Origin of the sequence: Streptomyces sp. NPDC015220 (assembly GCF_043079345.1) — a bacterium.
Lineage (GTDB): Bacteria > Actinomycetota > Actinomycetes > Streptomycetales > Streptomycetaceae > Streptomyces.
The window spans coordinates 18,164-43,455 of the sequence record NZ_JBIBUK010000031.1; the positions used below are offsets into that span (position 1 = coordinate 18,164).

Here is a 25,292-nt window from a genome sequence, read left to right on the forward strand (position 1 = left end):
TGACGCACCACCGCTTCGGGCGGCCCGTCACACCGGCGACACCCTCGCGGACGCAAGGCGCCCCATGAGGAACCACGACGGAACAGATTCTTCGGCAGGGCGGCGGAACCCGCACCTCGGCGACGGTCGCATTTACTTGCACAAGCCTGATGTATGTCTTAGCGGGTATTTTCAGAGAGGGCTTATCCTGGACCCAAGTGTCATCCGGAAGGAGACCCGGACCCATGACCGCCACGGATCCCGCGTTGACCGCCCTCGCCAACGGATGGGCAGCCCTCTACCTCCTGTACGGCAGGATCGAGCACCACGTCGAGCGCGCCCTGCAGACCGAGCACGACCTGAGCGTGCGGGAGTACTCGCTGCTCGACGTGCTCAGCCGCCAGCACCACGGCGAGGGCGGACACCTGCAGATGAAGCAGGTCGCCGACGCGGTGGTGCTCAGCCAGAGCGCCACCACCCGCCTGGTCGCCCGCCTCGAGGACCGCGGCCTGCTCTCCCGCTACCTGTGCCCGACCGACCGCCGCGGCATCTACACCGATGTCAGCGAAGCGGGCCTGAAGCTCCTGGAGGAGGCCAGGCCGACCAACGACGCCGCCCTCAGACAGGCGCTGGACGAGGCCGCCATCAACCCCGACCTCGCCCCCCTGGTCACGGCGGTCGAGGCGATGAACCCGACGCCCCGGTCCCCCGCCCCCCCTCCGGGCACGGTGAGACGAAGCGGGAGCGGCCTGATCGCGGCGGCGCAGCGGGCCACCGCGGTGAGGGCGAAGATCTCGCGGGCGCCGCGTCGGAGAGGGGCCGCACCCGGCGGTCGCGTCGGGAAAGCGACTGAGGTTCATCCTCCGCCCAGGGCGGCCGCTCCTGGCGGTGAGCCGCTGTCCCGTCGGAGTGGAGCTTCCCTAGGATCACGTCATGACTGACGATGCCCCGCTCACCCGAGAGTCGTTCCGGCGCCTCCATCCGATCAACACGCCCCGGCCGGTGTCTCCGTTGCCGGATCGAGTCTGGACCGACGAGGACTGGGACCGGATCCGGCGCGGCTATCGAGCCCGGGACATGGATGAGAAGTGGAACGTCTTCGTTGAAGGCGATGTCCTCTTCATGCACCGGAGTTGGACCGGTCACGGCGTCTATGAGGCGTCCTTCGCCCCTGTGCCTGGTGGTGGGAGGAAGATCACCTCTGCTGTTGTGGAGGCCGATCGCGAGCGCTACCGGAGCAGGGGGGACGAGTACGACTGCCTGATGGTGGAGCTGGTCGTCAGCGCGATCGTCCTTGGTGAGCCTGCCACCGAACTTCGTTCGCATCTTGTGGAGTTGACTGCTCGAGCTACGGGAAGGAGCGATCTTCCCTCCGGTGTGGTGCAGCACAGTGTGCTGGGACTGCGCTCTGGATCGTGAACCCTGGGGCCCAGCGAGTGCCGTCATGATGTCGGGCCAGGTGACCGGATCACCCGTTGCGAGCGCGGGATCTCGCCGTGTGCGGCGGCCAGTCGTCGTCCCGGGGACAGGCGGCCCGGGGACGGGCGACCCGGGGACGGGGGGCTTGACCTCAAGTGCGCTTGATGAACGAGTCTTCCGGCATGGACACCGAAGAGACGCGACGACAGTTGCGGGCCCTGACCGACCGCGCCGAGATCACCGACCTGCTGGACCGCTACCTGCGTTCCCTGGACGACGGGGTCTTCGACGAGGAGTGGGCCCGCGCCTTCCACACCGAGGACGTCACCGCGGACATGCCCATCGGCACCGCTCACGGCCGTGCCGCCCTGCTGGCCCATGTCCGGCGGGGAATGGCCCTGTTCGACCGAACCGTGCACCTGGGCACCAACGCCGTCATCGAGGTCGACGGCGACCGGGCCACCACCCGTGGCGCCCAGTTGAGCACCCATGTACTGGCGGACGGTTCGGGCGGTGTCTTCGTCTCCGCCGGCCACGCCGACACGGAACTGGTCAGAACGGCTGACGGCTGGCGGATCGCCGCCTTCGCACTGCGAGTGGTGTGGACCCAGGGCCCCGCCCCACGCTCGCCGGCCTCCAGCTCCGCGGCCCAGATGCGGTGACCCGGGACGCCGGTGACAGGCGTGCGGGCTCCGTCCACGGGACGGCGGGGGGAGACAGCGCTGCAACGGCCCTCCACCTGCGGCTGGGTGAAGTGGGCCACGGCCTCACGCCAATTCGTGGCGGCTTCCGTCGGCCCCGCACCCGTCCGCGAGTCGACGCGCATCGAAGCAGACTTCCACGCCCGCCACCTCCGTCTTTCCGATCGCCCGCCCCGACGCCGTCGCCGGCCTGATCTTCCGGGCCGCGACCGCACCCGCGCCGACCGCCGCGGCAGACCCCGCGGTCGCGGCCGGTCAGGTCGCCCAGCCGGGCCGCGCCCGGCTGCCGCGTCCCGGTGGCCGTGTCCCGGTGGCCGTGTCCCGGTGGCCGTGTCCCGGTGGAAGGCGTCGGGCAGGGCATGGGCGGTGCGGCCCGGCCGTGGTGGAGCGGAAGCGTGTCCGGCCGGCAGGAACACACCGTTCCGGTCTTCCGCGAGACGGCCTCCCTGGCCCGCGCTCCCGGTTTGCGGGCCGCTACGAAGGAGTCGATCCTGGGAAGAGGCATGCCGACCGGTCGTGTGGACCGAGCGCAAGGGCTGCGGAGCCAGCGGCGTGGCCGCCGACGCGCCGGGGGGACCGCGGCCTGATCAGGGAACGGGTTCCAGATGAGGCTTGTCGTCGATCTCAACCGGTGCCAGGGATTCGCGCAGTGCGTGTTCCTCGCCCCGGACGTCTTCTCCCTGCACGGGGACGAGGCCCTGCTGTTCTCCCCGCGCTTCGACGAGGCACAGCGTGACCGGGTGGAGAAGGCCGCCGCCGCCTGCCCGGTCCAGGCCATCCTCGTCGACTATTGCGACGAGCCGACGAAGGGTGTGAAGCCCCATGTCGGCTGACACGGATGTCGAACTCCTGCGGCGCCAGGGCCGGATCGCCGTCGTCGGCGCCTCGCTGGCCGGTCTGCGCGCGGCGGAGACCTTGCGCGACCAGGGCTTCACCGGATCGCTGACCATGATCGGTGATGAGCCCTACGAACCCTACGACCGGCCGCCGCTGTCGAAACAGGCGCTGCTCGGACGTGCCCGGGCCGAGGACACGGCGCTGCCGCGGCGGCGCGAGATCGATGCCGAATGGCGTCTGGGCGTCGCGGCCGAAGGCCTGGACCGGGATGCCAAGCGGGTGCGCCTGGCGGACGGCGACACCGTGGCCTACGACCGGCTGCTGATCACCACCGGGACCAGAGCACGGCCCTGGATCCACCCGGAGGAGGCCGCGCTGGACGGGGTGTTCGTGCTGCGGACCCGCGACGACTCCGCACGCCTGCACCGGAAGCTGACCGGGGGTGTGTCCCGGGTGCTGGTGATCGGCGCCGGTTTCACGGGCTCCGAGGTCGCCTCGGCCTGCCGGGAGTCGGGCCTTGAGGTCACGGTCGCCGAACGCGGCCCGGCACCGCTGGTGGGCGCCCTCGGCGGGGTGATCGGCGCGGTCGCGGACCGGCTGCAGCGCCGGCACGGCGTCGACCTGCGCTGCGGCATCAGCGTCACCGCCCTGGAGGGCGACTACGTCGGACGGCTCAGGCGCGCGCATCTGTCGGACGGTTCGGCGATCGACGCGGAGGTGGCGGTCGTCTCGCTCGGTGCCGTGCGGAACACCGAATGGCTCGCCGGCTCGGGGCTGGCCGCGGGCCCCCGGGGGATCGCCTGCGACGCCGGGTGCCGGGTGTTCGACGTCAACGGCATCGTCACCGACGACATCTACGCCGCCGGTGACGTCGCACGCAGCCCCCATCCGCTGTTCGACTACCAGTTCCTGTCGCTGGAGCACTGGGGCAACGCGGTCGAGCAGGCCGGGATCGCCGCGCACAACATGATCTGTGCGGGTCCCGAGCGCCGTCCGCACCTGTGGCTGCCGATGTTCTGGTCCTCCCAGTTCGGCGTCAACATCAAGTCGGTGGGCGTGCCGTCGCTGGGCGACCGGATGGTCGTGGCCCAGGGGGCGCTCGACGAGGAGAAGTTCGTCGCGGTGTACGGCTACCGCGGCCGGGTCATCGCCGCGGCCTCCTTCGACGGAGCCAAGTGGCTGGGGTTCTACGAGCAGCAGATCGCGGGCGGCGCGCCGTTCCCGCCGGAGTACCGCACGGTCGACCGCCGCACCGAAACGCTGCAGCCGGTCGACCCGGCCTTCCCGGACCCCCACCTGCCCACCCATGGGGCCACGGTCACGCTGACGGGCCACTCACCGAGCGAACGGCGCGTCGAGTTCGTTCCGTCGCACGCCTGATCAACGGCCCCGCACCGCCAGGAGCCCCCAGGAGGCACCATGACGCCCGGCAGCATCACCGCGCGGATCACCGACTACGCCAATCGGGCCGACCCGTACCCGCTCTACGCGGAACTGCGCAAGACACCGGTGCTGCGGGAGGACGACGGCACCTATCTGGTCAGCACCTACTACGAGGTGCGGGGCCTGGCCAACGACCCGCGGCTGAGCAACGACACGCGCAACCGTCCCCCCGGCTACGCCCGCGTCGGGCAACCGGCGGAGGAGTCCGGCCTGCCCCCGGGCTTCATCTTCACCGACCCACCCGTGCACGACCGGCTGCGCGACACCATCAACCGGCCGTTCGGCCCCCCGCACAGCCCCAGGTTCCTCGACGGACTGCGTGGAGAACTGGCCAAGGTCGTCACCGAGTTGCTCGACGCCTTCGAAGGCAAGGACCAGGTCGACATCGTCGAGGACTTCTCCTACCCCCTCCCCGTCACCGCCATCTGCAAGGTCCTCGGCGTGCCGCGCGAGGACGAGCCGCGCTTCCACGGCTGGGCCGACGCCCTGGCGTCCGCGATCGATCCCCAAGCCGACGGCGACGACGGCCGGGAGAAGGCGCAGCGGGCGCGCCAGGACCTTGGCGCCTACCTGTCCGACCTGATCGAGACCAGACGCCGCCGCCCCGGCCCCGGGATGCTCAGCGCGCTCGCCCCCGACATGACGCCGGCGGACCTGGAGGCCACCGCGGTGCTGCTCCTGGTCGCCGGCCACGAGACCACCGTCAACGCGATCACCAACACGACCCTCATCCTGCTGCGCCACCCCGACCTTCTCGACCGGTTCCGGGAGGAGCCGGGCCTGGCCGTCCCGCTCATCGAGGAGGTGCTGCGGTACGAGCCCCCGGTCCAGTTCGTCCCGTGGACCACCGCCCTGGCCGACATCGACATCGCCGGCACCACCATCCCCAAGGGCTCGCCGGTCTGGCTCATGCTGGCCGCCGCCAACCGCGACCCCAAACGCTTCGACGACCCCGACCGGTTCGATCCCGGCCGCGAGGACAACGAGCACCTGGGTTTCCACACCGGCATCCACTACTGCTTCGGCGCCCCTCTCGCCCGTATGGAACTGCATGTGGCCGTGCCCGAGCTGTTCCGCCGGGTCACGTTCTCCGGACTGCTCGAGGACCCTCCGCCGTACCGTGCCAACGCCGTGCTGCGCGGCCCGCGCCACCTTCCCGTGGCGCTGGAGGGCCTCACGGCCTGAGCGCCGCGGAAGCCGCCGACGACAGGTGTGGCGGTGCCGGCGTCCAGCGGCTGCCGAGAGGCGCGGGCCCGGTCAGGGCGCCCGCCCGTCCGGCAGCCGGCATCGAGCCGAGGGGTACGGCCGCCGTGTGCGTACGTGAGGGCGTGCAGCCGGAGCCGGCCGTCCACGGCGGCGGCCGGGAGCGCGGCCTTCGCGCGGACGCCGGGAAAGGCCGCCCGGGGTGAGTGATCGGCGCTCCGGCCGAGGGGCACGCGCCGGACGTGGCGACCCCGCAGTGCCGCCGCCCGCACGGCGGTGGTCAGGCCGCCAGGCCGTGGCGGTAGGCGTAGACGACGGCCTGGACGCGGTCGCGCAGCTGGAGTTTGGCGAGGATGCGGGAGACGAAGGTCTTGACGGTCTCCTGGCTGATGACGAGGGCCGCGGCTATCTCGCTGTTGGAGAGGCCGTCCGCGATGAGGCGCAGGACTTCCAGCTCACGTGGGGTGAGAGGGGTGTCGCGGACCGTGTCCGCGGCGGGGCGGATGCGGGCTGCGTACCGGCCGACGAGTCGGCGTGTCACGTCCGGGTCGAGGAGGGCCGCGCCGGTCGCCACGGTCCGGATGCCGTGGAGCAGCCGGTCCGGGGGCGCGTCCTTGAGGAGGAAGCCGCTGGCTCCGGCGCGCAGTGCCTCGTAGACGTACTCGTCCAGGTTGAACGTGGTCACCACGAGGATCTTCACCGGATGGGGTACTCCGGCTCCGGCCAGCAGGCGGGTGGCTTCGAGGCCGTCGAGGACCGGCATCCGGATGTCCATCACGACGACGTCGGGCTCCAGCTCGTGGGCGAGTTCGACCCCGGTTCGCCCGTCACCGCATTCGCCCGCCACTTCCATGTCGGGCTGGGCGTCGATGATGGTGACCAGGCCGGTGCGGACGAGCATCTGGTCGTCGCAGACCAGGACCCGGATCGGTGCGCTCACGAGGTGCTGCCGGCGGGGATGCGGGCCCGTACGGTGAAGCCGCCGTCGGTGCCGCTGGCGACGCTGAAGTCGCCGCCCAGGACGTCGACGCGGTCGCGCAGCCCGGCCAGGCCCCGTCCGCCGCTGACGGCGGCGGCGGTGCGCGAGCCCGTCCCGTCCGTGCTGACCTCCACGGTGATCTCCCTTTCGCCGTGCCGTACCTGGACGGAAGTCCGGCTGCCGTGAGCGTACTTGAGGGCGTTGGTCAGTGCTTCCTGCACCACCCGGTAGGCGACGAGGTCGGCGCTGCCGGTCGATGCCGACGGTGTGCCCTGTTCGGTGAAGTCCACCGGCTGTCCGGCCCGGCGGGTCTGCTCGACGAGGGTGAGGACCTCGCCGATGACCGGTGTCCCCCGCTCCCCGGCCTGAGCCGTCCTGGTGCCGTGGTCGGGGGTGAGCAGGTCGAGCAGATGGCGCAGGTCGTTGATGGCGCGGCGGCCGGTGTCGCTGACGGCGGTCAGGGACTGCTCGAGACGCTCGGGTGCGGCGGTCAGGTAGCGGGCGGCTTCGGCCTGCACGACCATCGCGGTCACGTGGTGGGTCACCACGTCGTGCAGTTCGCGGGCGATCCGGGTGCGTTCAGCGGTACGGATCAGCGCGGCGGCGTGCTCGCGGCGTTCGGCCTCCGCGAGCCGGGTGGAACGCAGCCACCCGCCGGCCCCCCAGGCCAGGGCCAGCACCAGGTAGAACGTCACGAACCCCGCGAGCGTCTCGCCGCCGGAACCGAGCCGGGAGAGCGCGATCGCCAGCGGCACGTACGCCACGGAGAGGCAGACCACGGTGGTGCGCCGGCGGTGTTCCAGATGGGACCCCGCACTGATCAGCACGATGGGCAGTGTGGTGCCGGCGGTCGAGTGGTAGCCGCGCAGTTGGTCGAGGGCGAAGCCGCACGTCACCAGGGCGAGACAGACGGCCGGCCACCGTCGGCGCACCGAGAGGGGAAGGCATTCGAGGCCGAGGGCGACAGCGGCGAGCACGTCGAAAGGGCGGGTCGGCAGGTCTCCGATCTCTGTCCCGTGGCCGCGCATTCCCGGCAGGAACGACCCGGCCAGGAACAGTACCGCGAGCGGAAGGTCGCGGACGGTGACGTCGAGTCGGCGCCACATCCGGGCCGCCCCCTGAGGGTTGATCACCGGGCGAGTGTAGCCAGGGTGTTGACGCGCTCCGCACGCCGCCGGGGGACGATGTTGCCGCGCCGGCCGGCCGGCCACAGGAAGGCGACCGTCAGCAGCGCGCCGAACAGCATCGAGTACACGCTGGCCTCCGGGCCGAACTCGCCGCCCGTGATGAGCGTGGCGCCCGACGTCGAGGCGTCCAGCAGTCCGTGGGTGTCGCCGTTGCCCGAGACCTCGGTGCCGAAGATGCCGGACTCCGCGAAGTTCCAGCCGAAGTGCAGGCCGATCGGCAGCCACAGGGAGCGGGTGGCGGCGTACGCGGCGGCGAGCATGCCGCCCGCTTCGATCGCGATGGCGACGGCGCCCAGCACGGTGGCGTCCTCGTTGAGCAGATGCGCCGCGCCGAACAGCACACCGGACAGCGCCGGCGCGATGTACGTGCCCAGACCTCGCTCCACGAGCCGGAAGAGCAGGCCGCGGAACATCAGTTCCTCGGTGACGGCGGCGCCGGCCATGAAGCCGGCCAGCCCGATCGCTCCGGTCGGCGCGTCGAAGCCGTGCACCTCGTAGTCCCCGAGGGCGTAGATGTTCGCGATGACGCACCCGAACATCACGAGCCCGATGACCAGGCCCCGCAGGAGCGACCCCCGCGCTCCCTCCCACGCCAGCTCCGTGACCTGGCGCCGCTCGGTGCGCCCCACGACCCACCGGTAGACGAGCACCGAGAGCACGACCGTCAGGCCGCCCAGGGCGAGCGACAGCCACGGGTCGTCCCGCACCGCGGTGACACCCTGACCGCCGACCGCGCCGACCGCGACCACGGCCAGGACCTGCCACACCAGCTTCATGACGACTCTTCTCCCAAGTTCCGTTACCGGTTCGCGGCCGGGCGCCGCGGTGAACCGAACGCTGTGGAAACGGGGATCGGGAATCGTCACCTCGCAGTGGACACCTGCGCGTAGCTCTCACGGGGGACGGGCCCTCACGTCCCCGGAAGACGCCCCCGCCTCCCGGGGACGTGAGGGCCCGTCCACCCGGCCGGCGGGCGACGTCGGTGGTCCGACGCATGCCACGGGCGCCGCGCGCTCCGCTCCGGCACGGCTGTCCCGGCCGCGGCGCGCAGACGGCTGCCGGGGAGGGCGCGGGCCGGGTGCCGGCGCGCCGGTGGCCGGGACCGGTGGCCGTGGCCGGTGGCCGTGGCCGCGCGCTACCGCTTGCGCGAGGGCGGGGTGTCCGCCCGGCCGGAGTCCGCCCGGGCGAGCCCTTCGAGCCGCTCGATGCCATGGTTGAACTCGATCATCAGGGTGAGGAACTGCTGGGTCCGTTCGGCGCTCCATCCCGCCGCCTCGATCAGCCGGGCGGCCCCGGCTCGGCTGATGGCCCTGTCCGCCTCCAGCCGTTCCAGGCCGAGCGGGGTGGGTCGGAACGTTCGCGCGCCCCCTCTGGTGGCGGCCTCCAGACGCTCGACGAGGCCCTGCCGGAGCATGGCGCTGACCTGCCGGTTGATGGTGGATACGTCGGCGTGGAAGGTCTGTGCCAGTTCCTTGAGCGTGAGCGGCTCGCCGGTTTCGAGTCGTGTGAGCAGAACGTAGGCCGAGCGGTCGAGGCTCTGCCCGATGCGCGGGCCGCGCGAGGCGATGAAATGCCGGGACAGCAGGGTCAGCTCTCGTTCCAGGTCGCCCAGCCGGACTTCCTGCTCGTTCGGCTCCGTCATGTGTGCCGTTCCCTTCCTCTGGTTCCGCTTCACCCGTGACCATGGCCGGGCTCCGCCCCAACGGTCTCGTCAAGGGATCATTGCATCCGCCACCTTGTGTATGTAACATACACAACGCTGTGAGGCTCTTCGAGTGCCGTGGGGCACCTGAGAAGGAATACCCCGGGGCAAGGAGAGCGGGACGAGCACACAGCAGCACGAGGAGGGTGTCCCGGACGAACGTCCGGCCGCTCCGGTCCGCTGTGCCACGGGCACCTGCGGGGCCGGTCCGGCTCCGGGACCGACGACGTCCACCGCGCGTCCGGCAGCCGCCGGACCATCCGTCGGGCGGTCCGGGTCAACGCAGCGCCCGTGCGCGTACACACGGGCGGTGCGGCGGACTGTTCGCACGTCCGACCGGGGGCCGGTCGCCCGGCCACACGGTTCGTCGAGGGCCATGCCGCCGGGGGGGCCCACGCGCGGCGCCTTGACGGCAACCTCGGCACGCCGACCGACGGCTCGGCACGCCGCAGGCCGTCGTATCAGGAACCGCCGTGGACTCCCGGCCGACGAGCCCCGTGGACCCGCACCCCCGACACACCGAACCACCAGGAGAAGACCATCGTGGGAACCATCGCTGTCACCGGAGCCGCATCGGGTATGGGCGCCTCCATCGCCGCCCGGCTCACCGAGCAAGGACACCGGGTCATCGGCGTCGATCTGCGCGACGCCGAGGTGGAAGCCGACCTCGGCACCCCGGAGGGGCGGACCGCCGCGGCGGCCGAGGTCACCCGCCTCGCTGACGGACGGCTCGACGGCCTCGTACCGTTCGCCGGCATCTCCGGCGGTGCCGGCCGACCCGCGGGCCTGCTGGTCTCCGTCAACTACTTCGGCGCCATCGGGCTGTTGGAGGAGCTGCGCCCGGCTCTGGCCGCAGCGGGCGAGTCCTCCGTCGTGCTGGCCTCCTCCAACTCCATGACGACCCAGCCCGGCTGGAGCCCCGAGCTCGCCGCGGCGTGCCTGGCGGGGGACGAGGCCGCCGCCCGGGCGGTGGCCGAATCGTCGGCCGACGACGGCGGCGTCCTCACCTACCCGGCCACCAAGGCGGCCATCGCCTACTACACGCGCACCCGCGCCGCCGACTACATCGCGGACGGCATCCGTCTCAACGCCATCGCACCGGGCTTCATCGACACTCCGATGACGCAGGCGGGCCGGAAGGACCCGCGGATCGCGGCCGGTATCGAGGCCTTCCTCGCGTCCGTCCCGGCGGGCCGGGCGGGCCGCCCGGAAGAGGTCGCGGAGCTGGTGCTCTTCCTGCTGTCCGCCAAGTCGGGCTACTGCGTGGGTACGTTGATGTACTGCGACGGCGGCCTGGACGCCAAGGTGCGGGGCCTGGACTGGCCGAAGGTCTGGACTCCGGAAGCCTGACCGGACGGCGGCACGGAAACGGACGGACCGGGCCCGCCAGGGCCGGCCCGGACACCTCCATCGCGCCGCGGCCGGTGCGCGCGGCGGCCGCCGAGGCGCCCGGGGCCGGCGAGCGCACACCCGCCGCCCGGGCCGCGGGAGGCGTGCCGCCCGGCCTCGTCCAAGACCTCGGCCGCCACGCCGCTCACCTGCCGCTCCGGGAAGAACAACCCCGGCTGCCCCTCCGGACCACGGGCCCGCCGGGACCGCCTGGCCCCCGGCCGGGTCGTCGCGTACGGGGCGGTGACCGGCATGGACGTTCCCGCCCAATGGGACGCGGCCCCGACCGGACCGGCCGCCGGGGGTTGGATGAGGCCCCTGACCTGAACGAGAGGGGAGAGGATGCGGCTCGAAGGACGCACCGCGATCGTCACCGGCGCGGGTGACGGAATCGGTGCCGCGGTGGCCCGCCGGTTCGCCGCCGAGGGGGCCAGGGTGCTGGTCGCGGAGCTGAACGAGGAGACCGGCCGCGCCACCGCCGACGAGATCGGTGGCCGCTTCGTACGCACCGATGTCAGTGACAAGGCGCAGGTGCTGGCGATGGTCGACACCGCGGTGCGTGAGTGGGGAGGCGTCGACATCCTGGTCAACAACGCCTGGGCGGCCGGTGACGTGGGACGGGTGGAGAACAAGACCGACGCCATGCTGGCCCGTGGGCTGGGCATCGGCTTCTACGGGCCCTTCTGGGCGATGCAGGCGGTCTTCCCGCACATGAGGCGGCGGGGATGGGGTCGGGTCGTCAACATGTGCAGCCTCAACGGCGTGAACGCCCACATGGGGACGCTGGAGTACAACGCCGCCAAGGAGGCCCTGCGCACCCTGACCCGGACCGCCGCCCGGGAGTGGGCCCCGACCGGGGTGGTGGTCAACGCCGTCTGCCCGGGCGCGAAGAGCGCCGCCTTCCGCAGGATGATGAACGAGCACCCGGAGCTTCAGGCGCAGGCCGGCGCCATGAACCCCATGGGGCGGATCGGCGACCCCGATCAGGACATCGCTCCGGTGGTGGCGTTCCTCGCGGGCGAGGGCGCGCGCTACGTCACCGGCAACACGCTCTTCGTCGACGGCGGGGCCCACATCAACGGAGTCGCATGGGCACCCGACCTCCCCTGACCGTGCCCGCGGGGCAGCCGGTCCGTGAAGCTCCCCCGTGATCGCGGACAGCCGGTGACCGCGCTGCCGGGAGCGAGGGCTTGAGCCCCCGGCGCCCTGGTTCCGACCGTGGTGACGTATCGCGGACGGGGTGCTTCCGCCTGCGAGCGCGGTCGTACTCGGGCTCCACGCGAGCTCCTGCGACGTCGCGCGGTCGACGTGGAGTTCACGCGAGCTCCTGCGACATCGCGCGGTCGACGTGGAGTTCACGCGCCGGCGGCCCGGAGGGTACGGGGCCGAAGGCGGCCGCGCTTCGCACGCCGCTCACCGACGCCGGCCGCGGGCCGGCCCCGCCCTGGGGCTCCGGCCGTCTGGCGCCCACAGGTGGCGGGGCGGTCAGGGATGAGCATGGCCGAGGAGCCATGTCAGGGCGGCCCGGGCCGCTCCGGACAGGATGCCGGTGAGCGAGGCGGCGATCAGGCGGACGCCTTCGGCGCGAGTGAGGCGAGGCGCGGGGATACGGGACATGACGTGACCTCTCGTGCGACGGGGATCCCGGTGCCGGGTGCCCCCGGTCGGGTCCGTGACGGACCGCTGTGGACCGAGCATGTCTCAACGCGTGCCCCGTGCCGACGAGTTGCGACCGGACGTCGCCGTCCGTCGAACATCGGGCAGCCGGGGACGTCCTGCGGGATCTCGGGCATGATGGTGCGCGATGAGTGGCGACGAGCGAGACGGCGGATCGGTGCGCAGACCGCGCCCTGTCGGGCGCCCGCAGTTGCCACCGGGGCCACTGCGCGACCTGAAACACCTGCTGCACGACGTGTACCTGGCGGCCGGTGCACCGAGCTTGGACACCGTCGCCGATCTGGTCGCCGATGACGACGATGCTCCGGGAGCGCCCGGGCGGGACTCCGTGCGCCGCATCCTGTGGACGTCCGCTCTGCCGCCGTCGCAGGCGGATGTGGCCTCCGTCGCCGCCGCGCTGGCGCGCGAGGCTCGGTGGGATCCGGTCGATCTGGAGGTACGGGCCCGTGATCTGTGGGTCCGGGCCTGGACCGCGAGGCCGCTGGGGACCCCCGTCGGTGATCTGAACGACCCGATCGCCCTGGAGGTGCATGCCGCGATCGACGCCGGGAGCGGCACGGACGCCGGGGACGCGCGGCTGCTGCCGCCATACGTGGTGCGCGCGCACGACGTGCGGCTGGCCGAGGCCGTCGCACGGGCCGTCGACGGACGCAGCACCCTGGTGGTGCTGGTGGGCGGGTCGTCGACCGGCAAGACCCGTGCCTGCTGGGAAGCCGTGAAGTCGCTGCCGACCGGCTGGCGGCTGTGGCATCCCGCGGAGCATCCGCGTCCCGCGGCCTTCCTGCGGGACGTCGAGCGGATCGGGCCGCGAACGGTGGTGTGGCTCAACGAGATCGAGCTGTATCTGCGCTCCGAGCGGGACGGTGAGCATGTCGCCGCCGCCCTGCGCAAGGTGCTCCACGATCCGCACCTGGCCCCTGTCCTGGTGCTGGGCACGGTCTGGCCCGAGCACTGGCAGTCGCTGTGCGCCGCGGCGTTCGCGGACGGGGCGTGTCCGCGAGCTGAGGTCTCCCGGCTGCTGACGGGGCACGGCATCGAGGTGCCCGACGCGTTCGGCGAGGACGACGTGCCGGCGCTGGCGGAAGCCGCGCGGGGCGACGCCCGGCTGGCACAGGCACTGCGCGACGCGTCGGAGCGGCGGTTCACCCAGTACCTCGCGGGGGTCCCGGTGTTGCTGGAACGCTTCCACACGGCACCGGCCCCGGGCCGGGCACTCGTCCACGCCGCTTTCGCCCTGCGCTCGTTCGGTCTCGGCCCCGTGCTGCCCGAGCGGCTGCTGACGGCCGTCGCGCCCGCGTTCCTCAGCGCGGCACAGTGGGACGAGGCGCATCAGGAGGGGGCGGTCGACTGGCCGGACGGCCACCTCGCCCGGCTGGCCCGTCCGGCCCGCGGCGTCCCTGGGCCGCTCGCCGTCGTACGTCCCCGCCCCGGAGAGGCCGAGCCCACCGAGACCCACTACCGGTTGGCGGACTACCTGTGGCAGAGGGCCTCGGAATACCGGGCGCCGCTCCCGGCCGGCGAGGACGCCCTGTTCGGCTCCGTGCTGAACCACGCCACCCTCGAGGAGCTGGCCTCGATGGCCGCGTCGACAGCCCGTCAGACCGCCTACTACGCCCGCCTGCGTCGCCGCGGTTCCCCGCACGCCGACCGGGCTCTCGTCTGGTTCACCGCGCGGCTTACCCGCTCCTGGGGATGGGTATGGGCCGGGGGGAAGCGGGCAGAGGCCGAGCGGGCCGGCTCCTTCTGGGCGGCCATGTGCTGGGCCCAGGTGCTGGCGGAGCGGGACCACGAGCCGGACACCCTGCTCGACACCCTCTCGACGGCCCGTGTCCGAGGCGAGCTGAGCCAGGCGCTGGAGTGGATCGACGACGCCGTCGCCGCAGGCCACCCCGACGGGCGGCTCTACCTGGAGGCGGGAGCCCGACAGCTCGTGTACGACGAACGTTTCGACGAGGCGGTTGTCTGCTACCGCCGACTCGGGGCCCCGCTCGACCTACCGTTCTCCATGTGGTGGCTGGTGAGCCTCCTCGCACGGCGGGGGGACACCGAGACGGCGTACGAGTTGCTGCGGCCCCACCTGACGGCCCGGGACCCCGGGTCCCTGCGGATCGCCGAGGAGCTCGAACTGCCCCGGCCGCCGGAGGCGCCCCCTGCGGACACGGAGACGTGAGCGCGCCGAGCGACCGGCCCGCTCCCCCGGCACGGCCTACCGCACCGAGTCCGGTGCGACAGGCCGGCACGTCGTCCAGCTGCCCACTGCCACGGCCCACGCCCCGAATCTTCCTGGGTGAGCGAGAACGTGGACGATGACGGAGTCCGGCACTTCGCACGGGGACGCGGCCGGTGCACTCATGACCGACGGCACCGTGCTGGGGTCGTCGCGTGGAGGCCGGCAGGCGGTCTCGCGGTGAAGCCTCCACGACGACCGGCTCCCGCACGGCCGGGTCGCCCCGACAGGCTGCCTGCCACCTACCGCCGCACCCACGGCATCGCTTGCTTCCACGGCTGCTGCTCAGCCGGCGACGACAGACTCCGGGCAATCGTCAACTGCCGTGCGGTTCACCGTCGGGGACGAGGACCACGACGCCGCCACGGGCACCCTCGTGATGGTTCCGCCCGGTACCCCGCACACCTTCGCCAACCTGACCGACCGACCCGCCGTCGTGCTCAGCACGTTCACCCCCGGCCTGTACGTGCAGTACTTCCGGGACCTCCAGGAAGTGCTCGCCGACGGCCGGCCGCTGACGCCGCAGGCCAACACCGACGCGATGAGCCGCTACGCGACCGAGCGCGTCGCAGCGTGGTGATCGACGTGCTGAACCGCCGAGGGCTCCCGCCTACCGTGCACGAGCTCGTCAGTCAGCGCTTTCCGCCTCGACGACGGACAGCACGGTCGGTGTCGGCACGATCCGTCGCAGGCGCAGCCCCGCCTCCTTGAAGAGCTGGACGAAGTCCTCTTCGGTGCGCTCCCGTCCCACCAGGGAGCACATCATCATCAGGTCGAGGGTCTTGGACTGGTGGGCCAGGTCGCCGGGTGGCACGACGGCGTCGACGACGAGGATGCGGCCGCCCGGTGACACGGCCTGCCGACAGTTGCGCAGGATCGTGGCGGACTGCTCGTCGTCCCAGTCGTGGAGGATGCGCTTGATGAGGTAGACGTCCCCCGACGGGACCGAGGAGAAGAAGTCGCCGTCGGCCGTGGTCCATCGACCGGTGATGTCGTCGTGGTCGCCCAGCCGGTGGCCGGCGAGGACGTGCGCCTGGTCGTGGAGCACTCCGTGCAGTCCGGGCTGTCGGCGCAGAACCTCGAGAAGCAGGCCGCCGTGGCCGCCGCCGACGTCCACGACGGTACCCGTGGGCGGGAAGTCGTAGGCCGCGGCGATGGGTTCGTTCTCGTGGTCCGACATGGCGGCCATGCCGACGTGGAAGACGTCGGCGGTTTCGGCGTCGCGCGCGAAGTGGTCGAAGAACGTCGTCCCGAAGATGCCGGTGAAGGCGGAGTCGCCGTCGGTCAGACAACGGTGCATCTCCCCGGCGGGGCGCCACATCGTGGCGTCGGTGAGCATCAGGATCGCGGCACGGGCGGAATGAGGGGCGTCCGAGCGCAGCGCCCGACCGATTGCGGTCAGCCGGAAACGCCCGGCGTCCGTCTCCTCGACCACGCCGCGGGTGGCGAGCAGCCGCAGGACTCGCCCGAGGTTGCGGGCGTCGGTCCCGGTCGCCTCGGCGAGCCGCTCGACGCTCTCGGCGTCGCCCGCCATGTGGTCGGCCACTCGCACGGTGGCGGCAGCGCGCAGCGCCGCGGGGAACAGGAAGCCCAGGCTTTCGTCGATCAGCCGGGCGGCGGATTGCCGTGCCGTGTTCATTACTGCGTCACCTCTTCTTGGCGGGGCCCGTCCCCGGGGGCGGCCGGGCCGCGCGTGCGGGGACGGGCGAGGGCGGGTGGTCCAGGATGACGGGAACGGCGGTTGCGGGCGGGGGTCGCACGGTCATGGTGACCGGTGTTGACGGGTGGGCGGGTTCGGTGAGGCCGCTGGTCCCAGTGCATCCTCTGGGGCACGGCGCGGACAGAGGGCTTCCGGCCGTCTTCACCCGGACGTGGGCGGGTCCTGCCCGGCTACGGACTCCAGGCCTGACCGGCGAGCTCGTTTCGGAGGAGCCGCGCCCCTCCCGGTTCCCTTCTTCCCGGCGCCGAGCGTCAGAGCTGGGAGCCGCCGCCGTCCACGGCCAGTTCGGCGCGTCACTCCTCGTGCCCGCCTCCCACCGACTCGCCGGCAGGGAGTCGGTCACCCCGGAGGACTTCGCCGACGAACCCCTCGTGGCCTGTGCCGGTATGGCCGCGCTGTGGACCGGTTTCTGGCGGCTCGATCCCCGTCCGGACGGCAGGCCGGCTCCACTCGGTCCCATGCTCGCCGACACCTTCGAGGACAAACTCGAGGTCGTCGCTGATGGGCGAACCATCGCCCTCGTGCCGTCCGACGACCGGCGCTGCACGGTCCGCGACGACCTCGCCACCGTCCCCGTCGAGGGAATCGAGCCCTGCCAGGTGGTGGTCGCCACTCGCTCCGCGGACACCAACCCGCTAGTGGCCCACTTCCGTGAATCGGCGAAGAACCTCCTCACCCGCGAGACCTGAGGCGCCCCGACCAGCAGGGCATGGCGGAGTTCTCCGTGGCTTGCGGCCCGCAACAGGCGTACCTCACGCTGGACCCGCTGGGCTGACGTGGCACGGTCCCGCACCCGGGGAGGAGGGTGCGGGACCGTGTCAGCGAGTACGTGCTCAGCCGGTCGTCAGGGCGGTGTCGTCCACGACGAAGTTGGTGGCGAGGTAGGCGTCCTCGACGCCGGTGAACTTCAGCGTCACCGTCTGGCCCGCCAGCGAGGACAGGTCGAGGGACTTCTGGCTGTAGCCGGAGGCCGCGTTGGCGTTCGAGTACGTCGCGAGGGTCTTGGAGCCGGCGGTCACCGTCAGCTTGTCGTAGGCGGTGCTGCCGATCTCAGCGGTGTCGATGTGCAGGTAGAAGGTCAGGGTGGCCTTGCAGCCCGCGGGGATCGTCACCGACTGGGACAGCGTGTCGGTGTGCGCGGAGCCCCAGCCGTTGAGCCAGGCCGTCCAGGAGCCGCCGTGGGCCGGCTCACGGGTGTCGTTGTTGATGACGCCGCTGTTGGTCCAGCCGGTGTTGCCCGACTCGAAGCCCGGGTTGGCCAGCAGCTGCGTCGAGGAGCAAGTGCCTCCGCCGCCGCCGCTGGTGCTGACGGTCCAGGAGAAGGAGGCGGTACCGGTCGTGCCGGTGGAGTCCTTCACCGTGACGGTGGTGCTGTAGGTCCCGGCCGTGGTGGGCGTACCGGAGATCACGCCGGTGGAGCTGTTGATGGACAGGCCGGTGGGCAGGCCGGAGGCGCTGTAGGTCAGCGAGCCGCTGTTGGTGCTGGACGCCTGGACCTGGAGGCTGACGGCAGTGCCCACGGCGGAGGACTGGCTGCCCGGGTTGGTGACCGTCACACCGCTGCTGGGCGGGGTGATGTGGCTGCCGACGTTGATGCCCGCGAAGGCGTTTCCGACGGCCGCGTACTGGACGGAGTTGGCGCCGTACAGCGCGGAGGCCGCGTTGAGGGCCGCGGTGCGGGCGCCGGCGTAGTTGGTGCTGGACGTCATGTACGTCGTCAGCGCCTTGTACCAGATCTGCAGGGCGGCGTCGCGGCCGATGCCGGTGACGGCGACGCCGTCGGAGGTCGGGCTGTTGTACGTGACACCGTTGATCGTCTTGCTGCCGCTGCCCTCGGAGAGCAGGTAGAACATGTGGTTCGCCGGGCCCGAGGAGTAGTGCACGTCCAGGTTGCCGAGGGAGGAGGACCAGGAGTCCGCGGAGTTGCCGTCCTTGCTGGGCTTGTCCATGTAGCGCAGCGGGGCGCCGGTGCCGTTGATGTCTATCTTCTCGCCGATGAGGTAGTCACCGACGTCCGTGCTGTTGTTGGCGTAGAACTCCACGCCGGTGCCGAAGATGTCGGAGGTCGCCTCGTTGAGACCGCCGGACTCGCCGCTGTAGTTCAGGCCCGCGGTGTTGGCGGTGACGCCGTGGCTCATCTCGTGGCCGGCCACGTCCAGCGAGGTCAGCGGGTCGTTGTTCCCGGTGCCGTCGCCGTAGGTCATGCAGAAGCAGCTGTCGTCCCAGTACGCGTTGGCGTACGCGTTGCCGTAGTGGACGCGGGAGTAGGCTGCCTGGCCGTCGTTCTTGATGCCGCTGCGGCCGAAGGTGTCCTTGTAGAAGTCCCAGGTCTCCTGCGCGCCGTAGGCGGCGTCCGCGGCGGCGGTGGCGGCGGTGGAGTTGGTGCCGTCGCCCCAGGTGTCGCTGGTCTGCGAGAACAGGGTGCCGGTGCCGGAGGTGGCGTGGTTGAGGTTGTACGTCTTGTGGCCGCCGCGCGTGGCGTCGGTCAGGGTGTACGAGGAGCCCGACTTGGTCGAGGTCAGCGAGACCTGGCCGCTGTAGTGGGTGTTGCCGACGCCGGTCTGGATGCCCTGGTACCGGTACAGCTCCTTGCCGGTGGTGGCGTCGGTGATGACGTGCAGCTCACTGGGCGTGCCGTCGTCCTGGAAGCCGCCGATCACCGTCTCCCAGGCGAGCTTCGGGGTGCCGGCGCCGGCCCAGATCACCTTACGGGCGCTGTCCGCGGCGGGCTTCGCGGCGTCCAGGGCCTCCGCGGCCTTCAGCGCCTTGGTCTCGGCCGCGGCCTTGGTGAAGGTGGCGGTGGTGGAGGACACCCGCACGGCGCGCTTGTTGTTGAAGGTGGCGCTCACGGTCCCCTTGGCCCGCGAGGCGGGCGGGGTGTGCACGACGACGTCGCCGCCCAGGACGGGCAGACCGGCGTAGGTGCGCTCGTAGCGGGTGTGCAGGGTGCCGTCGGCGTCCTTGGTGACGCCCTTGACGACCAGCTTCTCCTTGGCGCCGAGGCCGAGGGTGCGGGCGGTGTCGGCCGTCCTGCCCTGGGCGCTCCGGATCAGGGCCTGGTGCTGGGCCGGGCTGAGCCTGGCCTCCAGGGCGCCGGTGCGCAGGGGGCTGAGGTGGTGCGCTGCGGCAGGGGCGGAACCGGCCTCGGCGGCCGCGGCGGCGGTGCTCGCGATGCCCGCGAGGCCCGCCGTCAGTGCGAGTGCAGCGAGGGCCGCCGTGAGTCTGGTGGGGTGCACGTCTGCTCCAGTTCCATGAGGGGGAGTCAGTGGGATGCGCCGAGTATGAGCGTGAGCATGGCAAGAAAGGGACATCTCATCGCTCATAAGACCCGTGTTATGACCGGCCCCGCCAGAACCCCTCCACGCCGCCCCTCGCCCCGCATATGCTGGTGAAATGCAGCTGGAGTTGAGGCATCTCGAAGCTGTCCGCGCGATAGCGGAAGCGGGCAGCCTGGGGCGTGCGGCGGGCCGGCTCGGGGTGTCCCAGCCGGCCCTCTCCGCCCAACTGCGGCGTATCGAACGGGTCACCGGCGGCGAGCTGTTCGTCCGCAGCAGGAGCGGCGTCGAACCCACCCCGCTGGGCGAGTTCGTGCTGTCCGTGGCGCGCCGGGTGCTCGGCGAGATGGACGCCCTGGCGGCCGGAACGCGAGCCGCCGCACCGCATCCGGCACTGCGGCTCGGCTGCGTCATGCTCGTCCTGGTGGACCGGCTGTTCGGGCGCTTGGAGGAGGAACTGCCCGGCCACGAGATCGACATCACCACCGAGCACTCGGCGACCACGCTCACCCGCATGCTCGGTGCCGGGAAGTACGACGCGATCCTGTACGGGGAGGTCGGCGACCACGAAGTGCCGCTCCCCGACGGCGTGGCGGCCCGCACCCTCATACCGAAGGAACCGGCCTGCGTGCGCCTGTCGGCCACCCACCCCCTGGCCGGGCAGGAGGAGATCGAACTCGCCGACCTGGCGGACGAGACCTGGACGGCGCTGACCGACGACGACGACGGCGGCCCGGAGGCCATGGCCGACGCCTGCCGCCGGGCCGGCTTCACGCCGACGCTGCGCTACCGGATCGCCGACCGCAAGATGCGTTGGGAACTGATCGCCGCCGGACGGGCCGTCTCCATGTGCCAGCCCACCTCGCCGCATGTCGAGGGCACGGTCCTGCGCCCGCTGGCCGGCGACCCGCTCACCGAACGCATCCGGATCGCCTGGAACCGGGCCGCGGTCTCCGAACAGCGCGCCGCCCTGCTCTACCGGGCAGCGGCACATGCGTACCTCGACAGCATCCCCAACAACACCTTCTACCGCACATGGTGGGAAGCCCGCCCGGAACTCCACCCGGTCCTCGACTGAGCGGACCCGGGCGGGGTTCGAGACCGGCCGGCCCATCAACCGGCTCGGCACCGCCGACGAGATCGCCCAGGCCGTCCTGTGGCTGTGCAGCCCCGGCGCGAGCTTCGTCGTCGGTGTCGCCCTGCCCGTCGACGGCGGCTACGTCGCCCGCTGAACCCCGAGCACCGGGCCGCTCGGGTTCGGCGGAAGCGAGCCCGGCGTCAGCCGGACGCCTCGGTCCAGCCTCGGCCCCGGACGGGACGACGACAGCGAGCAGGGCGTCCTTGAGTCCATCGACTCGGCGCTGGACTCTCCCACCGTGGGAGAGTCCACCATGATGGCGTGCGAGACGAACTTCTCACCATCGGGCGCTTCGCCCGTCTGTGCCGCCTCAGCGTGAAGCAGCTACGGCACTACGACGACCTGGGGCTGCTGGCTCCCATCCACGTGAACGCCGCCTCCGGCTACCGCTACTACGCACCCGGACAGGCGCGTGATGCCCTGACCATCGCCCTGCTGCGCGAGATGGATCTCCCCCTGGCCGTGATCGCCCAGGCGCTGGCTGCCGGGCCTGAGCGCAGGGCGGGGATCCTGCGCGCCGAACGGGACCGGCTGGCCGAGCGGATCCGCACGGACCAGGCCCGGCTGGAGATGCTGGAGCGGCTGGCCGAGGGCGGTCTGCCCGACTATGAGGTGGCCCTGGGCAGAGAGCCGGAGCGACGACTGGCGGTGGTGCGAGCGGTCCGCTCCCCCGCGGAGATCGGAACCGGGGTCGAGGAGTGCGCGGGTCGACTGCTGCCCGTGCTCGGCACGATGGGAATCGCCTGGGAGCCACCGCTGTGGGGGCTGTACCCGCTCGACCTGGAAGAGCGGATGGAGATCGCCGTCGGAGCGCAGACCCGGCAGGGGGAAGGCATGTCCGGCCTGGAATTCGAGGTGCTGCCCGGCGGACTCGTCGCCGAGACGATGCACATCGGGCCCTACGCGCAACTGCCTCTGGCCTACAACGCGCTCTTCGCCGCCATCCACGAGCGCGGACTGCTTCCGCGAGCACCCGTACGCGAGGCGTATCTCGTCGGACCGGCAGAGGCGCCACAAGAAGAACTGATGACCCGACTGATCGTTCCCGTCCAGGAGAGCACGGCATGACCACGGTGATGGACATCGACGCCCGCGGTACGCGGCACTGCGAGACGACGACCTTGGGGGTGTTGCTGAGGCACCAAGGACTTGATCTGTCCGAGCCCATGCTGTTCGGTCTCGGCTCCGGTCTGTCCTTCATCTACTGGGACGGCAAGAACATGGGCTTCCCCTTCCTCGGGGGACGGGTCAGGCCTTTCGACCTCACCAGGAACCTGGCCACCAGGCTCGGGCTGGAACTCCTGGTCCAGGAGACCACCTCCCCGCGCAAGGCGTGGGAGAACGTGACGGCCTCCATCGACGCCGGCCACCCCGTCGGACTCCAGCTCGACAGCTACTACCTGGACTACTTCGGCTCGAAGGTCCACTTCGGCGGCCACGTCGTCGCCATGTACGGCTACGACGACGACAACGCCTACCTGGTGGACACCGACCAGCAGGGCGGAGCGGTCTCCTCCAGCCTGACCGGCCTCGCCCAGGCCAGGGCCGCGCGCGGCCCGATGGCCGCCAAGCATCGGTCCTTCACTCTCACCGCTCCGACGAACCTGCCCGCCCCGCACGGACAGATCGTCCCCGCCATCACCGCCTGCGCCGACGCCTTCCTCCACCCGCCCATCGCCAACCTCGGTCACCGCGGCATCGAGAAGGCCGGCAAGCTGGTACGCACATGGCTCCGGCGCACCGACGACCCACAGCGAGACCTGCCGCAGGCCGCCCTGTTGATGGAGCAGGCCGGCACCGGCGGCTCCCTGTTCCGCAACCTCTACCGCGACTTCCTCGCCGAATGCACCGGTCTGCTCGACAGCAGCCACCTGCGCACCGGCCACACGCTGTACGCCGAGGCGGCCGGCCTGTGGACGGAAGCAGCAGCAATGATCAAGAAGGCTGGTGAATCGGGCGATGCGCAGTGCCTCGTCCAGGCCGGCTCGATGCTCGGCGCTCTTTCGCGTATGGAGCGCGAGGCCATGCACGCACTGAGCCGCCTGGGCAGTGGGACTCCCAGCAGGATCCAGCCCTGACGATCTCCAAGAAACCGAGGTCGCCCGAAGGTCGCCGGGCGGGCCGAGGAGTCCTCGGCGTGAGCACCGAGCACCCGACCTCGCCGCCCGCCGCTGTCCGGTCAAGGCCAAGGGCGTCCGGAGCAAGGCCCGACCGTGGGCGAGTCCGTGAGGACTTCGTGCTGGAGGCCGTCTACTGGGACACCGGCGCCGCCCGCCGCTGCCGTGGCTGCCGAGGAGCCGGGGTCCGCCTCTGCCGGTCAGGAGACCGAGGCGTCCGGTTCGGAAGACGCCATGCTGTGTTGCTTCGCGCCTACGGACGGCGCGGCCTTAAGCAGGCCGGCGCCGACGATCAAGGCGGTCAGTGTGAACCCGGCGGCGGCCAGGAAGGCCACGTGGTACCCACCGACCAGCGATTCCGCCTCGTTCTTCCCCGCGGCGACCAGGCTGTCCGTGCGCGCGCTGACGAAGGCGCTCAGCACGGTCAGGCCGATCGCGCCCCCGATCTGCTGAGTGGTGTTGAACAGTCCCGAGGCGATGCCGGACTCGGCCGGCGAAACGGCAGTCATGCCGAGCCCCATGATGGCCGGCGCGGCAAGGCCGAAGCCCAGTCCCATGACGAGGCTGGCGGGGAGGAAGTCCACCAGGTAGACGCCGTCGACGCGGGCGAACGACAGCATGACGAACGCCCCGACGATCAGGGCGAGCCCCAGCAGGAGCATCGCGCGCCGGCCGAACCTGGTGACGAGTCGGGTCGAAAGACCGAGGGAGACCACGGCGATCACCACGGCGATGGGCACGAACCCGATACCGGCCTGCAGCGAGCCGTACCCCAGCACGCGCTGCAGGTAGAGCGTGCCGAAGAACAACAGGCCGAACATGCCGGCGATCACCAGGAACTGGACGACGTTGGCCGCCGCCAGACTCCTCGAGCGGAAGAGACCCAGCGGCAGCAGCGGCTCCGCGGCCGTGGCCTGGCGGACGACGAACCCGGTCAGCAACACAAGGGACAGGGGGCCGAGCAGCAGGGTCCGGGCCGCTCCCCAGCCGACCCGCTCAGCGTCCACGATGGTGTACACCAGGAGCATCATCGCGCTTGTGACCAGCAAGGCTCCCAGGAAGTCGGTGCCCTTGCCCATCCCCTCTCCACGGTCCCGGGGGAGCGCTCGCATGCCGACCAGAACGAGGATGGCACCGATCGGCGCGTTGATGAAGAAGATCCAGTGCCAGCTGAGCAGATCGGTGAGGACACCGCCGAGCAGTGGTCCGACCGCGCCGCCGCCCGCGGAGGCGAAGCTGTAGGCAGCGATGGCCTGGGCCTGCTGGCGACGATCGGAGAACACGGTCGCGACCATGCCGAGGACGCAGGCGGAGGCGATCGCTCCACCGATCCCCTGGAGGAAACGGGACGCGATCAACCAGGTCTCGCTGGTCGCGAGGCCGCACAGCACGGAGGAGGCGCTGAAGAGCACGATTCCCGTGAGGAACACGGCCTTTCGTCCGATGAGGTCACCGAGCCGCCCGGCCAGCAGCAGGAGCCCGCCGAACGGGATGACGTAGGCGTTGACCACCCAGACGAGGTTCTCGGAGGAGAGCCCGAGACCACTCTGCACAGCGGGCAGCGCCACGTTCACGATGTTCTGGTCCAGGACGATCATCATCTGGCCGACACAGAGCAGGACGACGGTCAGCCAAGGCGACGCACTCGCCCTTGTGGCAGGCAGGGGCATGTTCGAACCTCCCTTTGGGGAACTATTTGTTACAGCAGTCATCGTCTGTAACCATGAGCCGTCGGGGAAGGAGGCACTTTTATGTCACGCAGTCACACGCATGTGTCCGAGGAGGTCATCGGCGAGGCATGTCCGCTCGTCGAGGTGATCGACCATGTGGCGGGCAAGTGGAGCATCAGCATCCTGGTCGCCGCCGCGCGTGGCCCGATCAGATTCACCGAGCTGGAACGCTCCGTCGAAGGCATCAGCCGGCGGATGCTCACCTTGAACCTGCGCAGGCTCGAACGCGACGGTCTGCTGACGAGGACCGTTCATCCCACCGTGCCGCCGAAGGTCGAGTACAGCCTCACTGCCATGGCGCGAGAGCTGTACTCCTCCCTGACCGGCCTCGTGGAGTGGGCGGAGCGGCACCGCGGCGCGATCGCCCGGGCCCGAGCCGCCTACGACGCCACGGCAGCAGCGCCGCCGCGGACAGGTCAGTCCCACCCACGGCCGGAGTGCTGACGGGCGGCCGCCAACGGGACGGGCTCGTGGCCGGTCGAGCGCTTGTGGCGGTTGCCTCCTGGCGGGTCCTGTCCGTCGCCGCACGCCGCTACGGCGGGCTCATCAGGATCCCGGCGTCGGTGAGG

21 protein-coding genes and 3 pseudogenes are annotated in these 25,292 nt (G+C 71.4%); 16 read left to right on the forward strand and 8 right to left on the reverse strand.

Features of this window, described 5'->3' with window-relative positions; all coding sequences use genetic code 11:
- Positions 1 to 224: 224 nt before the first annotated feature.
- The 6 genes and pseudogenes from ACF061_RS35700 to ACF061_RS35725 all read left to right on the forward strand — a co-directional run.
- A pseudogene (locus tag ACF061_RS35700) lies at positions 225 to 680 on the forward strand (MarR family winged helix-turn-helix transcriptional regulator); the annotation flags it as partial.
- Between the two features lie 301 nt (positions 681 to 981).
- Positions 982 to 1,398, forward strand: a complete 417-nt coding sequence (locus ACF061_RS35705; protein ID WP_392271213.1) for a hypothetical protein — start codon at positions 982 to 984, stop codon at positions 1,396 to 1,398.
- A 164-nt stretch (positions 1,399 to 1,562) separates the two neighbouring features.
- Positions 1,563 to 2,060, forward strand: a complete 498-nt coding sequence (locus ACF061_RS35710; protein WP_392271170.1) for a nuclear transport factor 2 family protein — start codon at positions 1,563 to 1,565, stop codon at positions 2,058 to 2,060.
- Positions 2,061 to 2,704: 644 nt separating this feature from the next.
- Positions 2,705 to 2,932: a ferredoxin gene (locus tag ACF061_RS35715; protein WP_392271171.1), complete on the forward strand. Its 228-nt coding sequence runs from the start codon at positions 2,705 to 2,707 to the stop codon at positions 2,930 to 2,932.
- The gene (locus tag ACF061_RS35720) at positions 2,922 to 4,316 is read left to right on the forward strand and encodes an NAD(P)/FAD-dependent oxidoreductase (protein ID WP_392271172.1); all 1,395 of its coding nucleotides are present in this window, start codon (positions 2,922 to 2,924) and stop codon (positions 4,314 to 4,316) included. The genes ACF061_RS35715 and ACF061_RS35720 overlap by 11 nt, the downstream gene beginning before the upstream one ends.
- Before the next feature lie 39 nt (positions 4,317 to 4,355).
- Positions 4,356 to 5,564, forward strand: a complete 1,209-nt coding sequence (locus tag ACF061_RS35725) for a cytochrome P450 (protein WP_392271173.1) — start codon at positions 4,356 to 4,358, stop codon at positions 5,562 to 5,564.
- A gap of 298 nt (positions 5,565 to 5,862) precedes the next feature.
- Here the strand turns inward: ACF061_RS35725 and ACF061_RS35730 are convergent, their stop codons facing one another.
- From ACF061_RS35730 to ACF061_RS35745, 4 genes are all read right to left on the reverse strand, one after another.
- Positions 5,863 to 6,522, reverse strand: coding sequence for a response regulator (locus tag ACF061_RS35730; RefSeq protein WP_392271174.1), 660 nt, complete (start codon positions 6,520 to 6,522; stop codon positions 5,863 to 5,865).
- A complete protein-coding gene (locus ACF061_RS35735; RefSeq protein WP_392271175.1) occupies positions 6,519 to 7,694 on the reverse strand; it encodes a sensor histidine kinase in 1,176 nt (391 codons plus the stop codon). The genes ACF061_RS35730 and ACF061_RS35735 overlap by 4 nt, the downstream gene beginning before the upstream one ends.
- Positions 7,691 to 8,524 (reverse strand): CPBP family intramembrane glutamic endopeptidase, encoded by an 834-nt coding sequence (locus ACF061_RS35740; protein ID WP_392271176.1) that lies wholly within the window; start codon positions 8,522 to 8,524, stop codon positions 7,691 to 7,693. The genes ACF061_RS35735 and ACF061_RS35740 overlap by 4 nt, the downstream gene beginning before the upstream one ends.
- Positions 8,525 to 8,883: 359 nt before the next feature.
- The gene (locus ACF061_RS35745; RefSeq protein WP_392271177.1) at positions 8,884 to 9,390 is read right to left on the reverse strand and encodes a MarR family winged helix-turn-helix transcriptional regulator; all 507 of its coding nucleotides are present in this window, start codon (positions 9,388 to 9,390) and stop codon (positions 8,884 to 8,886) included.
- A 603-nt stretch (positions 9,391 to 9,993) separates the two neighbouring features.
- Between ACF061_RS35745 and ACF061_RS35750 the strand changes: the two genes are divergently transcribed.
- Together ACF061_RS35750 and ACF061_RS35755 are read left to right on the forward strand one after the other, a co-directional pair.
- On the forward strand, positions 9,994 to 10,800 hold the full coding sequence (locus ACF061_RS35750) for an SDR family oxidoreductase (RefSeq protein ID WP_392271178.1): 807 nt from the start codon (positions 9,994 to 9,996) through the stop codon (positions 10,798 to 10,800).
- A gap of 381 nt (positions 10,801 to 11,181) precedes the next feature.
- The gene (locus ACF061_RS35755) at positions 11,182 to 11,949 is read left to right on the forward strand and encodes an SDR family NAD(P)-dependent oxidoreductase (protein WP_392271179.1); all 768 of its coding nucleotides are present in this window, start codon (positions 11,182 to 11,184) and stop codon (positions 11,947 to 11,949) included.
- 375 nt (positions 11,950 to 12,324) lie between these two features.
- Here ACF061_RS35755 and ACF061_RS35760 read toward each other — a convergent pair whose 3' ends face one another.
- Positions 12,325 to 12,456: a hypothetical protein gene (locus ACF061_RS35760; RefSeq protein WP_392271180.1), complete on the reverse strand. Its 132-nt coding sequence runs from the start codon at positions 12,454 to 12,456 to the stop codon at positions 12,325 to 12,327.
- A gap of 187 nt (positions 12,457 to 12,643) precedes the next feature.
- On the opposite strand from ACF061_RS35760, the gene ACF061_RS35765 reads away from it, so the two are divergent.
- Together ACF061_RS35765 and ACF061_RS35770 are read left to right on the forward strand one after the other, a co-directional pair.
- Positions 12,644 to 14,686, forward strand: a complete 2,043-nt coding sequence (locus ACF061_RS35765; protein WP_392271181.1) for a hypothetical protein — start codon at positions 12,644 to 12,646, stop codon at positions 14,684 to 14,686.
- Positions 14,687 to 15,059: 373 nt separating this feature from the next.
- Positions 15,060 to 15,323, forward strand: a pseudogene (locus ACF061_RS35770) (cupin domain-containing protein); the annotation flags it as partial.
- Between the two features lie 48 nt (positions 15,324 to 15,371).
- On the opposite strand, the gene ACF061_RS35775 reads toward ACF061_RS35770, so the two are convergent.
- A complete protein-coding gene (locus tag ACF061_RS35775; RefSeq protein ID WP_392271182.1) occupies positions 15,372 to 16,382 on the reverse strand; it encodes a methyltransferase in 1,011 nt (336 codons plus the stop codon).
- Between the two features lie 383 nt (positions 16,383 to 16,765).
- Between ACF061_RS35775 and ACF061_RS35780 the strand changes: the two genes are divergently transcribed.
- Positions 16,766 to 17,152: a LysR substrate-binding domain-containing protein gene (locus ACF061_RS35780; RefSeq protein ID WP_392271183.1), complete on the forward strand. Its 387-nt coding sequence runs from the start codon at positions 16,766 to 16,768 to the stop codon at positions 17,150 to 17,152.
- A gap of 144 nt (positions 17,153 to 17,296) precedes the next feature.
- On the opposite strand, the gene ACF061_RS35785 is transcribed toward ACF061_RS35780, so the two are convergent.
- A complete protein-coding gene (locus ACF061_RS35785; protein ID WP_392271214.1) occupies positions 17,297 to 19,636 on the reverse strand; it encodes a M4 family metallopeptidase in 2,340 nt (779 codons plus the stop codon).
- Between the two features lie 220 nt (positions 19,637 to 19,856).
- On the opposite strand from ACF061_RS35785, the gene ACF061_RS35790 reads away from it, so the two are divergent.
- The 4 genes and pseudogenes from ACF061_RS35790 (at position 19,857) to ACF061_RS35805 (ending at position 22,954) form a co-directional block, all read left to right on the forward strand.
- The gene (locus ACF061_RS35790; protein WP_392271184.1) at positions 19,857 to 20,816 is read left to right on the forward strand and encodes a LysR family transcriptional regulator; all 960 of its coding nucleotides are present in this window, start codon (positions 19,857 to 19,859) and stop codon (positions 20,814 to 20,816) included.
- A gap of 31 nt (positions 20,817 to 20,847) precedes the next feature.
- Positions 20,848 to 20,970 (forward strand): annotated as a pseudogene (locus tag ACF061_RS35795) (SDR family oxidoreductase); the annotation flags it as partial.
- A 167-nt stretch (positions 20,971 to 21,137) separates the two neighbouring features.
- Complete coding sequence (locus ACF061_RS35800; protein WP_392271185.1) at positions 21,138 to 21,944, forward strand: GyrI-like domain-containing protein; 807 nt, start codon at positions 21,138 to 21,140, stop codon at positions 21,942 to 21,944.
- Positions 21,941 to 22,954, forward strand: coding sequence for a BtrH N-terminal domain-containing protein (locus tag ACF061_RS35805; protein ID WP_392271186.1), 1,014 nt, complete (start codon positions 21,941 to 21,943; stop codon positions 22,952 to 22,954). Before ACF061_RS35800 ends, ACF061_RS35805 begins: the two co-directional genes overlap by 4 nt.
- A 239-nt stretch (positions 22,955 to 23,193) precedes the next feature.
- On the opposite strand, the gene ACF061_RS35810 is transcribed toward ACF061_RS35805, so the two are convergent.
- A complete protein-coding gene (locus ACF061_RS35810) occupies positions 23,194 to 24,663 on the reverse strand; it encodes an MFS transporter (protein ID WP_392271187.1) in 1,470 nt (489 codons plus the stop codon).
- 81 nt (positions 24,664 to 24,744) lie between these two features.
- Here ACF061_RS35810 and ACF061_RS35815 point away from each other — a divergent pair, with 81 nt between their 5' ends.
- Positions 24,745 to 25,167, forward strand: coding sequence for a winged helix-turn-helix transcriptional regulator (locus ACF061_RS35815; protein ID WP_392271188.1), 423 nt, complete (start codon positions 24,745 to 24,747; stop codon positions 25,165 to 25,167).
- Positions 25,168 to 25,292 lie beyond the last annotated feature (125 nt).